Source organism: Candidatus Eisenbacteria bacterium, assembly GCA_013140805.1.
GTDB lineage: Bacteria > Eisenbacteria > RBG-16-71-46 > RBG-16-71-46 > RBG-16-71-46 > JABFRW01.
The window spans coordinates 31,897-44,707 of record JABFRW010000178.1; the positions used below are offsets into that span (position 1 = coordinate 31,897).

Here is a 12,811-nt window from a genome sequence, read left to right on the forward strand (position 1 = left end):
GCGATGAGAGGTGCGAGCTCGCTCGTCACTCGTTGCCTGTGGATCGGCGCATGCGCGCTGGCGGCAGGTGTGCTGGCGCGGGTCGGTCCGGCGTTTGCCGCCGACGGCTGGCAGACGTTTGCGTATCCCGGCTACTTCACCGAACTGCTCACCACCCCGACCGACGTGTGGTGTGCGACGCGCGAAGGCGGGCTCTACCGCTTCGATCGCGCCGCTCACGTGTTCGAGTCGTTCCATCGCGAGCCGGGCGGAATCGCGGCGAACGAACTCACTTCGCTGGCGCGCGACCGCAGCGGTCGGCTGTGGGTCGGCACCACGGCGGGGGTCAGTCGTCGACGCGCCGACGCGTCGGGCTGGGATCTGGTGAACGTGTTCGACGGCCTGCCTTCGGATTCGGTTCTGTCGCTGCAAGCGGTCGGCGACACGGTCTGGATCGGGACGGCGCGCGGGCTTGCGCTGTGGAACGGAGTCGAGATCTCGGGCTCGCTTCCGGACGGCAACACCGTGTCGTTCGATACGACGTTCACGAATCTCGCGATCACCGCGGTGCTTCAGTTCGGAGATTCGCTGTGGCTCGGCACGCGCAGCGGCTTCGGACTCGCGCGACTGTCGAGCGGGCTCACCGACTGGCGACGGGCGAACGCCGGCCTCTCGATCGGCTCTGAGAACATCCTCGAACTCGAGACCGATGGCACCGACGTGTTCGCGATCAGTTCGCTCGCCTGTCATCGCTGGCGTCCGACCGGGCCGAACTGGGAATTCCGAAACGGCTCGACACTGACCGGCTCCGGCGGTCCCGGCGTGATGATGATCGGCACCGCCGACAGCGTCGCGGTCTTCAATGGATTCAGCTTCGTGGCGCTGCCGAACTCGCCGCGATCGGATCCCAAGTCCGCGGACACCTATCAGGATCAGTTGCGCCCGGCACAGGCGGCCGACGGAGTGGTCTACGCCGCCTCGGGCCGGCAGTTCTACGAGAGCCCGACGGCCGGGGTGTGGAATCGCTACGAGATCGGTTGCCCGCCCGACAACAATCTGGTGAACGTCGCGGTCGACGGGGACCGCGTGTACGTGACGACGGTCAACGGAGCGGGGAGGCTCGCCGGCGGAGCCTGGCGGCACTATCGCGCGGGGCTGTCGTGCGTCGGACCGCAGTGCGACACCACGTTTGCGAATCCGCAATTCACCTTCTCGCTGCTGGTCGATCGCGAGCGCAAGAAGTGGATGGGCTCGTGGACGAGCGCGTTCGAGTGGCTCGACGACACCGGCGCGACGCCGGTGGTGGGGCGCCCGTTCCAGGTCACCTCGGGCGGCGCCAACTCGCCGGAAGCGCCGTTCACCTGGAGCTTCTCGTCGGCGGCCGACAACACCGGAGGCCGCTGGTTCGGACTCGATACTCCGGATCGCGACGGCTACGACCCGGCCGGGCTCGCTTACTACGATGCAAACGAGAACTTCGTGCGTGCTTACACCTCTGCGGCGGGTGGGCTCGGCGGCACCTTCATCCGCGGCCTCAGTGTGGATCGCAACAATCGGCTGTGGATCGGCTACGAAAACGAAGGCGTCGACTTCGTGGATCTGGGCGACGGCAGCGGCCTGCCCGGGGGATTTTCGGCGCTGCGTCTGTCCGAATTGCAGGGGCAGAACGTGCGCGATGTGCTGGCGCGCGGCGATTCGCTGTGGATCCTGACTTCGACCCGGTTGTATCGATTCGGCATCGCGGGGCCCACCAGTGCGACCGCCCGTGACACGCTCGACGTATTCGGAGGAACCACCGACCTGAGCGTGAAGCCGCTCGCAGTCGGACTCGACGGAACGGTGTGGGTGGCGACCGGGGCCGGATTGCGAAGCTTCCGCCCCGACGGGACCGCCCGGTCGTACACGGTTGCGAACTCGCCGCTCGGCTCCGATCTGGTTCGCTCGGTCGCGCTGGATCCGATCACGGGCGCACTGTGGATCACCAGCGTCGGAGCGCTCAACCGCTTCGATCCGAACTTCATTCCGCCCGCGCCTCCGTCGATCGACCGTCTGTCGGTTCGGGTGTGGCCGAACCCCGCGCGCGTCACCGCAATCGGAACGACGCTGCGACTCGGAGGGGATGGCTCGAGCTACACCGGAGCCATCTACGATCTGAACGGTCGCGAGCTGAGGAGATTCTCCACGTCCGCGAATGGCCAGGTGGTGTGGGATGGACGCGACGCGGACGGCCGCGCGGTGATGCCCGGGGTTTACTTCCTGAGGGTTCTCGCCGGCGGTCGCGAAGCCGTCGCCCGCATCGTTCTGCTGCGGTGACCGAAGCTCCGGACGCCGCCCGGTGGTTCGAGCGCGCGCCCTCCGCGTGGGACGCGCTCGTCGAACACGATGTCGCGGCCGGTCCCGCGCATCGCAGCGGTTTCGTCGACGCGCTCGCCGCCACCACACCGGGAGCGACCGCGGGCTACCTGATCGTCGGCCCCGAGCATGAGCCCGCCGGGGGCATGCCGGTGCTGATCATGCGTCGCGCCGGATTCGAGTCGATTCACGCCTTGCCCCACTTGTTGCCCGGAACGCCGCTCGCCCGTGACGGGCAGCATGAGCGTGTCGACCACGCCTGCGCCGCTGCGCTTGCATCGCTGCTGGCGACGCGGCGCGCGATCGGCGGCGAGTGGGTGGTGGCGCGCGGAAAGGGTCGGAGCGTCGCCGTACTCGAGCGCGTCGCGGGCGAGACGCGTTCGATGGAGCGCGCGATCGTGGATCTCGATCACGGCATCGAGGTCGCGCTGCGCCGCGTCGACCGCCATGCGCGCCAGGAGATGGCCGTCGCCCGGCGCCGCGGCGTGGAAGTCGCCGAAGCGCCGGAGGCGCTCGAGCATGCGCATGCGCTGTACGCGTCGCAGGCGCGCGCGTGGCACGGCCATCGCCCGCTGCCGATCGAGCTGGCGCGACGACTGCTCGGCAACGATTCCGCGGGGGTTCCGCTCGCGCGGCTCTACGTGGCGCGCGACGCGCGCGGCATCCTGTCGGCGGTGCAGGTGCTGGTCGGCGCGCATGAGTGGTTCGCATGGTGGAGCGGTTCACGTGCGGAAGCGCGCCGGCGTTCCGCGTTCTCAGTGTTGATGTGGCACCTGGCCGAGGAAGCGGCGCGCCACGGCGCACGACGCTTCAACGCGGGTGCCAGCGCGCAGAGCGCGAGCGTCGAGGCGTTCAAGCGCTCGCTCGGTGCCCGCACCGAGTCGGTGGGGGTGCGATGGATCACGCCGACGCACGCGTCGTCGGTCGGCCGCGCGCTGTTCGCGATTCAGCGGTGGTCGCGCAGCGCGCGTGCTCGCGGCACGCCGGAGGCCGGATTCGAGCGCGCGCCCGACATGGAACGCTCACCATGAAGATCGCGACGCTCTCGAATGCCTCGGTCGGCCACACGCGCCGCTGGGTCGAGCACTTTCGAGCGCGCGGTCACGAGGTGCGCCTGTGGTCGCTCGAGCCTGGCCCGTCGGAACTCGGTGCGATAGAGCTGCCGAATGCCCCCGTGCCAGGAGCGCTGCGCTATCCGCTCGCAGCACCGGGACTGGCCCGCGCACTCGCCGAGTTCGCTCCCGCGGTGGTCGACGCGCATTACGTGCCGAACTACGGCCTGCTCGGAGCGCTGACCGGGCGCCGTCCGCTGGTGGTGAGCGCGTGGGGCTCCGACCTGTTGATCTCGGGCTCCGCCGATGTGTTGCGACGTGCGCGCAGCCGCTGGGTGCTGAGACGCGCCGATCTGGTGATCACGGATGCGCGCAACCTGGCGGCAGCGGCGGTGCGGCTCGGGGCCCCCGCGGAGCGCGTCGCGTGCGTGCCGTGGGGCGTCGACCTGACGCGCTTTCGGCCCCGCGGCGAGCGCGAGCGCGGTCTGGTGCTCAGCACTCGGATGCACGAGCCGATCTACGACATCGAACGAATCCTCCTCGCTTTCGATCGGCTGCTGGCGCGCCATCCGCAGGCGCGACTGGTGGTGGCGGGCGACGGCTCCATGCGCCCCGAGCTGGAGCGGCTCGCGGCTCGCTGCCTGCCGGCGGGACGCTATGAGTTCATCGGCCTGCTCACTCCGGACGTCATGTCCGAGTGGCTCGCGCGCGCCGAGGTGATGGTGTCGGCCTCGCGTTCGGACTCGACCTCGATTTCGCTGCTCGAGGCGATGGCGAGCGGCGCGGTGCCGGTGGTCAGCGACATCGAGGGGAACCGCGAGTGGATCGATGACGGGGTGGAGGGCCGACTGTTCGGGCCCGGCCTCGAGTCGCTCGTCGCGGCACTCGACGTGGCGCTCACCGACGCCACATGGCGTGAGCGCGCGCAAGCGCGCGCACGAAAGCGAGTCGTCGCGCACGGTGACCTGACGCGCAACATGGCGACGATCGAAGCGCACTTCGAACGGCTCGCCGCAAGCCGGGGCGGGCGCGGCGCCGGCGCGCCGTCGAGCGGGGCGCGCGCGTGAGCGGCGAGCGCCGACGCGTGATGATCCTCGCGTACTTCTATCCGCCGCTCGCGGGCGGCGGCGTGCATCGCGTGTTGTCCTTCACGCGCCACCTTCCCGCGCACGGCTGGGACTGCACGGTGGTGTGCGCAGGGCCCGACGACTCCTGGATCCGAGACCCTTCGCTGTTGGATCGCGTGCCGGCCGGCACCGAAGTCCTGCGGGTGGGAGGTGGCAGTGGACTCGCGTTGCTGCAGCGGCTGCGCGGCGCGCGAACCTCCGCGACGCGCTCGAGCACGACGATCGGATGGCTGCGACGCGCCGTCGACTGGTTCGCGTTTCCCGACAGCTATGCCGGCTGGGCCGCTCGTGCCCGCGCGGTCGCGGCGCGCCGGCTGGCCCGCGGCGACATCTCGGTGCTGCTCTCGAGCTCGCCGCCCGACAGCTCGCATCTGGCGGCACGCTCGCTGGCTCGCCGGTTCGGGCTGCCGTGGGTCGCGGACTTCCGAGATCCGTGGGTGGGGCTCCACTTTCGAACGCCGCCGACACCCTGGCACCGCGCGCGGCATCGGGCGGCCGAGCGCGCAGTGGTGGCGGAAGCAGCCGTGGTGCTGGCGGCGTCGCACACACACGAGCGTGAGCTGCAGGCACTGCGGGGCCGCGACGGTCGCCCGCTGGCGCGCTCCGTGGTGTGGCTCCCGAACGGCTACGAGCCTGCGAATGCCGCCGCGAGCGCGGATGCCGAGTCGCCGCCTCGGTCGCGCGATGGCGGCGCGCCGACCGCGTCGACCGAGAGCCGTTTCCTGCTGGTCTTCACCGGCACGCTCGCGCTCATGGACTCGACGTTCACGGCACTCGAAGCACTCGCGCGGTTCGTGCGCGCGCGACCGGCGGCTCGTTCGCAGTTGCAGATGGTGCTCGCGGGCCCCTACGAAAGCAGCTATGCGCAACGCGTGGCAGCACTCGGGCTCGCGGACCTGGTGCGGCTCACCGGATCGCTCGCCCACGATCAGGCGCGCGCGTTGCAGCGGAAGGCCGATGTGCTGCTACTGTGGAAACCGCTCGGAGTCGGATATCGCACCATGGTGCCGGGCAAGCTCTATGAGTACCTCGATGCGGGGCGTCCGATCCTCGCGCTGCTGCCGTCCGACGACGAGGCTGCGCGGATGGTCCTGGATGCGGGCGGAACGGTGGTGCCGCCGGGCGATGCGGCGGCGGTCGAGCGAGCGCTCGAAGCCGCCTTTGGATCGTGGCTGCAAGGCGGGCGGGTACCCGAGCGGCGTCCCGCGTGGCTGACCGGACACGCGCGTGAGCGGCTTGCCGCCGAACTCGCCGGCACACTCGAGACGATCGTGAAAGGACGCCGTTGATCCAGTCCACCAGCCAGCCCATTCAGCCCGTTGAGCGCGCCGGCCTCGTACTCGGCCTGGTCCTCGCCGGTGTCCTGATGTGGTTCGTGCGCGGCTATATCACCGACGACACGTTCATTCACCTGCAATACGCCCGCAATCTGGCGACCGGGCACGGACTGGTGTTCAACGTCGGCGAACGCGTCTACGGCTGCACCAGTCCATTGTGGGTCACGCTGCTGGCCGACGCGATGCTGCTGCGGATCGACGGGTTGTGGTTCTCGAAGATGGCCGGCTACGCGGCCACACTCGCATCGGTCGGGCTGTTCCTGCAGCTCATGCGCCGTACGGTCACGAATCCGGTGGTGCGCGCGGCGGCGACGGTCGCGTGGGCGAGCCACGCGTGGATGATCCGCTGGGCGATGTCCGGCATGGAGACGCCGCTCGCGGTGGCGCTCACGCTCGCCGGCTTCGTGGCCTTCACCGAGGGGCGGCAGTGGGGCTCGCGGCCGGTGCGAACCGGCACGTTGTGGTCGCTCGCCGCACTCACGCGGCCCGAGGCCGGGTTGCTGCTGCTGTTCTGGGGTTCGTTTCTGCTGATCGACACCGACACGCGCGAGAGTCTGCGGCGATTCGTGGCCGGCGTGCTGCCGCCGACCCTGATCTACGGCGCGTGGCTGGTGTTCGCGCGCTTCTACTTCGGAACGTTCTGGCCGCAGACACTCGCCGCCAAGGCGGCCGGCAGCGGTGATCCCCAGTTCGTGCTCGACAATCTCGGACGCACCCTGAAGCTCATCGCGGCGACCGACGGCGCTTATCTCGTGATCCTTGCGCTCGGGCTGGTCTTCGCATTCAAGCTCGTCTTCGCCGCACGACCCGCCAACGCCCAACGCTTCCTCCCGTGGTGCTGGGTGATCGGGTTGCCGATGCTCTACAACCTGCGCGGCGTGCCGGTGCTGTCGCGCTACGCGCTCCCGATCCTGCCGGTGCTCGCCTGGCTGGCGTGGCGAGTGGTGGACCGCTGGTGGGTCGGCGACGCGGAGGCATCGAGTGCGCGCCGCCGCACCGGACAGGTGCTGGCCTGTGCGCTGGCGCTCGGCGTGACGGTGCAGAACCTGGTGGTATACCGCGAGAAAGTGGTCCCGCAGGTGCAATCGTTCAGCCCGGCGCTTCGCACCAGTCTGATTCGATGGGGCCGCTGGTTCGGCGCCTACACGCCGCCCGGCACCGTGATCGCAGCACCCGACATCGGCGCGCTGGGTTACTACAGTCAGCGACGCGTCATCGACCTCGCGGGGCTCGTGACCCCCGAGATGATTCCGGCGCTGGTGCGCGCGCCGATGGAGGACGCGGTCGCTTCGTTCGCGTTCGCAGCATTCTCGCGACCCGACTACCTCATGGATCGCGACCCGGAAGCGTACGGACTGCTGCGCCGCTCGCCGTATGCGCGCGCGCTGACTCCGCTTGGCGTCGCCGCAATTCCGAATCTCGGAATCGCGCGACCGACTCCGGCGGTCTACTCCGTCTATCGCATCGACTGGGCGGTGTTCGATTCACTCCGCGCCGCACGGGTGGCGCGCGAAGAAGTGCAGTGAGCGCCGTCGAGGAGATTTCGGTCGACGGGTGCTGAAGTGGGGAAGTGCGCTTCGATTCGCACCTCGACCACTGCACGTGCGTGCAGCGTAAGTCCAAGAAGAAATCTGGCTTACGGCGCAATTTCCTTTTGACAGACCGCTCCCTCGCGGCTAAGTTTCCGTCCGGCGGTGGTGATTTGTGGTGACGGGTGGCAATGAATGGTACCGCCGTGAAATGAAGTGGGTCGCGAATGACATTTCACGTCGGCACTGACAACTACTCGCTCGATCACAAGGGCCGCATCGTCATCCCGGAGCATCTGCGCCGCGATGCCGATGGGGAGCCACTGGCCGCGCTGTTCGTGAACATGGGGTTCGACGGTTGCGTGAACGTCTATTCGCCGACGCAGTGGGGCGAATGGATGGAGCGAATTCGACGCGCCAGGGATGTGGCGCTCGCGCGACGCTTTCGTCGGGCCTTCATGAGTGATGCTCGAGAAGTGACGGTGGATGCCCAAGGACGGGTCCCGATCCCACCGGCACTCATCCGTCGTGCAGGCCTCGGCAAGGAAGCCGTCCTGCACGGCGCGGGCACCCACATCGAGATCTGGAATCCGCAAGCGTATGCCGCGGCACTGGCGCCGGTGCTCGACGTGGACGGCGAGTACGAGCGGCTCGGAGAGCAGTTCCTCAAGGACGACCTCGGATGATCGCCACCACCGAACGACCGCATGCAATCCTGGCCCTCGATCTGGAGCTGAGCCATGGCCGGCACGGCGCCTCGGCCCGGGTCGAGCTCCACGAACGCCCGGACTCCCCACCGGGCGTTCGCCGTCTGGCCTGGATCGGTGTGCGCGGCTGGATGGATCAGCCCGCGCTCAAGCGGCTCGGCCGCGCCCTCGACGACCTCGCGTTGCGCGGCGTCGACCAGGTGCTGCTCGACTGCGCGCAGCTGCGGCACATCGACTATCGCCTCACCGCCGAGCTGGTCGAGCGCCTCGAGCGCTTCGAAGCGCGCGTCGGGGGCGTGGTGGTGTGCGGGCTGTCTCGACACTTGCGTGACCTGTTTCGCCTGTCCGGTTGTGAAGGCCGGTTGCGCAGCTGGCCTTCCGCGTCGGAGCTGCTCGAGGTCGAGACCTCGCTGCAACCGGGACTCGGTGAGCGCGCGTCATGAGCCGGTGCTGCTCGCCGAGGTGCTCGGTTTCCTGCGCGCCGGCCCCGGACTCTATCTCGATGCGACGCTCGGTGACGGCGGACACGCGTTCGCACTGCTCGAGGCAGAGCCCGAAGCCCGGCTGCTCGGCACCGACCGCGACGCGCTCGGGCTCGCCTTCGCACGCGAGCGACTCGCACGGTTCGGATCGCGCGTGACACTCGCCCAGGCGACGTTCGGCGAAGTGCGCGAAGCGCACCTCGCGATCGGCGCCGAGCCGTTCACCGGTGCGCTGATGGATCTGGGCTTGTCGTCCCGACAGATCGACGATCCGTCGCGCGGGATGAGCTTCGGCGCCGATGGACCGCTGGATCTGCGCTTCGACACCGGATCGGGCACGCCGCTGCGCGCCCGGCTCACGACCGCAGGCGAAGCGGAGATCGCGGATGCCCTGCACGTTCATGGTGACGTGCCGCGATCCCGTGCGCTCGCTCGCGCGATCGTGGGGGCGGCGCGCGAGGGCCGGTTGGAGCGGACCTCCGAATTGTGCGCCCTGATCGATCGAGTGCTCGGCGGGCGTCCGCATCCGCGACGCTACGCTCAGGTTTTCCAGGCATTGCGCACGTGGATCAATGACGAGGCGCGGGATCTGGACGGAATGTTGGAGTGGTTGCCCGGCGTGATGCGTCCGGGTGGGGTGGTGGTGACCCTCGCTTATCACTCGGGCGAGGATCGCAGGATCAAGCAGGCCGTGCGCGGTCGCGTGACGTTCACGCCGCGGCGCCTGCCGGTGGCGATCGAATCTGCGGCCGTGAGTCCCTGGGAAGCGCTGACGTCCCGGGTCGTGCGACCGAGCGAACAGGAGACGGCTACGAACCCCCGTGCACGCAGTGCGCGGTTGCGAGCCTTCCGGAGGAAGCGGACATGATCAGGGACATGCGTCGTTCCGTCCCGTCGTGGGGCGCGGTCGAAGTCCGCGTCGTCCGACCGGAGTTGTGGCTTCTCGGCATCGTCGTCATCGCTCTCTTGCTGGTCGAGGTGTGGCAGAGCTCGCGCATGGCGGCGCTCTCGCTGGCGCTCGGGCAGCATCGCACGGCGCTTCAGCAGGCGGACGCACGACTCGAGTTCGTGCGCGCCGAGCACGAGCGCCGCACCACCCGCGCCGAACTGGCTCCGGTCGCCGACGACCTGGGCCTGGCGCCGCTCGATGCCAACCACGTCGTCGTGCTGCCCTCCAGCTATCTCGTCGACGATGACGCGGTACGGAGCGCGCCCGGCACGGTGGTGGCCTGGGCAGAAAGGGCAGCGCGTTCGATCGTGCCGGATGCCATGGCACGCGGGCGCCGGGATCGCTGACGCTTCGTCGACCATAAGCGGACGGACGGTCCGGAGCGTACGGGCCGGCCGCACTACAGCACCGCGCGGGTGAAGGCCTGGCGGGATGCGTGACCCGCCGTTCCAGGGAGGGAAGTTGGCCCACACGGAATCGCGCAGGAGTCGGGTGCTGATGGTCGCGGCCGGTTTGTGTTTGGGCTTCGCGGTGCTGTGGGGCCGCCTGGTGTGGTTGCAGCTGTGCCTGCACGGCCACTACGCGCAGCGAGCCGAGGAATTGCAGGAGCAGCGCGTGCCGCTGCGCGCGGTGCGCGGACGGCTGCTCGATCGCCATGGTCGCGTGATGGCCCGCGACCTCGTGACCTACTCGATCGCGGCTGCCCCGCGGGAGATGCGCGATCCCCAGGTGACCGCGCGCGCGCTCGCGCGCCTGCTCGAGCAGGAACCGCGCCGACTTCAGCGCGAGTTCACGCGCAAGCCGCGTTACCTGTGGGTCGCGCGCCACGTCGCTCCCGAGATCGCCGAGGGCGTGCGACGACTCAAGGAACGCGGGCTCTACCTGACGCCCGAAACTCAGCGGGTCTATCCGCTTGAAGCGGCGGCGGGCGAGATCCTCGGACGCACCAATCTCGACAACTCCGGCGTCGAAGGCCTCGAACTGCAGTACGACGAGGAGTTGCGAGGGCGCTCCGGCTGGGTGACGCGATTCCGCGACGGCCGCGGACGCTCGCACGAGCTGCCGCGCGGCATGCGCCGCGATCCGGTCGACGGCAATCACGTGATGCTGACGCTCGACTCCGATCTCCAGGCGATCGTCGAGAGCCGCCTCGCGGCGGCGGTGGACTCGCTGCGTGCGGTGCGCGGCTTCGCGCTGTTCGTCGATCCACGCACCGGCGAGATCCTCGCGTGCGCCAACGCCCCGCACCTGCCGGCGGGCCGCGGTCGCAACTGGAGCTTTACCGATGTCTACGAGCCCGGCTCGACGTTCAAGGTGTTCACCGCGGCGGCGGCGCTCGAGGAAGGTCTGGTGCGCCCCGGGCAGATCATCGAAGCGTCTCCGAACGGCGAGGCGAAGCTGGTCCAGGGCGCGGTGTTCCACGACGTACACAAGCAGCCTCGCTACTCGTTCTTCGATGCGGTTCGATGGTCGAGCAACATCGTGCTCGGGCGAGTAGGGCTGATGCTCGGCGACGAGCGCCTCTACCGCTACGTGAGCGCGCTGGGTTTCGGAAGCATCACCGGCATCACGTTTCCCGGCGAGGCCGGTGGACGCCTGCGCACGCCGGATCACTGGTCGCTGCGCTCGGCGCCGACCGTCGCGATCGGTCACGAACTCTCGGTGACGCCTCTGCAGCTCGTGATGGGCTACGCCGCGATCGCGAATGGTGGCGTGTTGATGCGACCGCGGCTGGTCCGTGAGGTACGAGGACCCGGCGGAGCCGTGGTGTGGCGCGAGACGCCCGAAGCCGCGCAGCGCGTATTCTCCGAGCACACCACCGATCAGGTCCGCGACATGATGGCGGCGGTCGTCGACAGCGGCACCGCGAGGGCTGCCCAGGTGCCAGGACTGCGAGTGGCGGGCAAAACCGGCACCGCCCAGAAATACGACGCGTCGGTCGGGGGCTACGGAAAGGGCATGTATCTGTCTTCATTCGCCGGCTTCGCGCCGGCCGATGCACCGACCCTCGTCGGAGTGGTCGTGATCGACGAGCCGCGCGGTCGCCACTACTACGGCGGCGAGGTCGCGGCTCCGGTGTTCCGACAGGTGCTGCTCGACTGGCGCGGCTTGCCGAGCGCTCCGATGCAGTCGGGCACCGCGCTGGTCGCCGCGCGCCCTCCGGCACCGGCGCCCGTCACGGTGCCGGATCTGCGACTGCTGCCGCGCCGTGTCGCCGAGTCGCGGCTGGCCGACTACGGACTGCGCGCTGCGTTTCAAGGCGCCGGACCGCGGGTGCTGGGGCAGGAACCCGCCGCGGGGGTCGCGACCGAACGCGGTTCGCGCGTGACGGTGTGGCTCGCCGCGTCCGACGACTCGCTCGGGCGCACGCTGCCGGATCTGGTCGGACGTCCGATTCGAGAGGCGTTGCGCGAGCTGACGCGTCGCCAGGTGGCGGTGAGGCTGGTCGGGCATGGAAACGTGGTGCGTCAGGAGCCGCCCGCCGGAGCATCGCTGCCGATCGAACGCCCCTGCGTTCTTTACTGCGCGCCCGGTGCACCGTCGCGTCGCGACGCCGCGGACGCCGAAGCGAAACGTCCCGACGCGACTCTCTCCGGGCAACTCGGCGGTCGCACGACCCGCTCCGTGGTGCTCGCCCGCGCGGCTGCCGCGCGCGGTCACGGGATCGGAACTGCGCGGTGACCCTGCGTGCGCTGCTCGATCCGGCCGGCGGCACGGCGCTCTCGGGTACGCTCGACGTCGAGATCACCGGACTTGCGCTCGACTCTCGCCGCGTGCGGCCCGGTGACGCTTTCTTCGCGCTCGCCGGTGCGAACGCGGACGGGAGCGCATTCGTCCGCGACGCCGAGCGGGCGGGGGCGGCGGCGGTGGTCGCGCGGCGCGGAACCGCATGGCCTCCGATGAGCGCCACGGCACGTATCGAAGTCGAGGATCCGCGCATCGCGCTCGCGCTCGCCGCCCGACGCTTCACCGCGGATCCCGCCACGACCCTCGACGTGATCGCCGTGACGGGAACCAACGGCAAGACCACCACCACCTACCTCGCGATGGCGATGCTCGAACATGCGGGCATCGCCGCCGGCGTGATCGGCACCACCGGAGTGCGTTTTCGCGATCAGGTCCGCGCCTCGGCGCTCACCACTCCGGATGCGATCGCGATCTACGAATCGCTCGCGACGCTGCGCGACGACGGCGCGCGCGCCCTCGTCGCGCCTACGGACTCGAGCTGGCCGCCGCGGTGTTCACGAACCTGAGCCACGACCACCTCGACTATCACGGCACCCTCGAGGCCTACCT

The 12,811-nt window shown here is 69.7% G+C and carries 11 protein-coding genes; all 11 read left to right on the forward strand.

Annotated features, from left to right (window positions below; translation table 11 throughout):
- Positions 1-3: 3 nt before the first annotated feature.
- The 11 genes from HOP12_13615 (at position 4) to HOP12_13665 (ending at position 12,768) form a co-directional block, all read left to right on the forward strand.
- Complete coding sequence (locus HOP12_13615; GenBank protein ID NOT35179.1) at positions 4-2,292, forward strand: hypothetical protein; 2,289 nt, start codon at positions 4-6, stop codon at positions 2,290-2,292.
- A complete protein-coding gene (locus HOP12_13620; GenBank protein NOT35180.1) occupies positions 2,289-3,362 on the forward strand; it encodes a GNAT family N-acetyltransferase in 1,074 nt (357 codons plus the stop codon). Before HOP12_13615 ends, HOP12_13620 begins: the two co-directional genes overlap by 4 nt.
- On the forward strand, positions 3,359-4,450 hold the full coding sequence (locus HOP12_13625) for a glycosyltransferase (GenBank protein ID NOT35181.1): 1,092 nt from the start codon (positions 3,359-3,361) through the stop codon (positions 4,448-4,450). Before HOP12_13620 ends, HOP12_13625 begins: the two co-directional genes overlap by 4 nt.
- Positions 4,447-5,799, forward strand: a complete 1,353-nt coding sequence (locus HOP12_13630; GenBank protein NOT35182.1) for a glycosyltransferase — start codon at positions 4,447-4,449, stop codon at positions 5,797-5,799. Before HOP12_13625 ends, HOP12_13630 begins: the two co-directional genes overlap by 4 nt.
- Complete coding sequence (locus HOP12_13635) at positions 5,796-7,373, forward strand: hypothetical protein (protein ID NOT35183.1); 1,578 nt, start codon at positions 5,796-5,798, stop codon at positions 7,371-7,373. The genes HOP12_13630 and HOP12_13635 overlap by 4 nt, the downstream gene beginning before the upstream one ends.
- 230 nt (positions 7,374-7,603) lie before the next feature.
- Positions 7,604-8,062 carry a cell division/cell wall cluster transcriptional repressor MraZ gene (locus HOP12_13640; GenBank protein ID NOT35184.1) on the forward strand — a complete coding sequence of 153 codons (459 nt, stop codon included), beginning with the start codon at positions 7,604-7,606 and terminating at the stop codon, positions 8,060-8,062.
- A complete protein-coding gene (locus tag HOP12_13645; protein ID NOT35185.1) occupies positions 8,059-8,526 on the forward strand; it encodes an STAS domain-containing protein in 468 nt (155 codons plus the stop codon). Before HOP12_13640 ends, HOP12_13645 begins: the two co-directional genes overlap by 4 nt.
- Positions 8,510-9,433, forward strand: coding sequence for a 16S rRNA (cytosine(1402)-N(4))-methyltransferase RsmH (gene rsmH, locus HOP12_13650; protein ID NOT35186.1), 924 nt, complete (start codon positions 8,510-8,512; stop codon positions 9,431-9,433). Before HOP12_13645 ends, rsmH begins: the two co-directional genes overlap by 17 nt.
- A gap of 8 nt (positions 9,434-9,441) precedes the next feature.
- A complete protein-coding gene (locus tag HOP12_13655; protein NOT35187.1) occupies positions 9,442-9,861 on the forward strand; it encodes a hypothetical protein in 420 nt (139 codons plus the stop codon).
- A gap of 115 nt (positions 9,862-9,976) precedes the next feature.
- The gene (locus HOP12_13660; protein ID NOT35188.1) at positions 9,977-12,196 is read left to right on the forward strand and encodes a PASTA domain-containing protein; all 2,220 of its coding nucleotides are present in this window, start codon (positions 9,977-9,979) and stop codon (positions 12,194-12,196) included.
- The gene (locus tag HOP12_13665) at positions 12,193-12,768 is read left to right on the forward strand and encodes a hypothetical protein (protein NOT35189.1); all 576 of its coding nucleotides are present in this window, start codon (positions 12,193-12,195) and stop codon (positions 12,766-12,768) included. Before HOP12_13660 ends, HOP12_13665 begins: the two co-directional genes overlap by 4 nt.
- The last annotated feature ends 43 nt before the right edge of the window (positions 12,769-12,811 follow it).

Bases quoted from the DNA above. Each gene is read 5' to 3' on its own strand.
- HOP12_13655 (NOT35187.1), top strand. From the start codon at position 9,442: ATGCGTCGTTCCGTCCCGTCGTGGGGCGCGGTCGAAGTCCGCGTCGTC.
- HOP12_13645 (NOT35185.1), top strand. From the start codon at position 8,059: ATGATCGCCACCACCGAACGACCGCATGCAATCCTGGCCCTCGATCTG.
- HOP12_13625 (NOT35181.1), top strand. From the start codon at position 3,359: ATGAAGATCGCGACGCTCTCGAATGCCTCGGTCGGCCACACGCGCCGC.
- HOP12_13615 (NOT35179.1), top strand. From the start codon at position 4: ATGAGAGGTGCGAGCTCGCTCGTCACTCGTTGCCTGTGGATCGGCGCA.
- HOP12_13640 (NOT35184.1), top strand. From the start codon at position 7,604: ATGACATTTCACGTCGGCACTGACAACTACTCGCTCGATCACAAGGGC.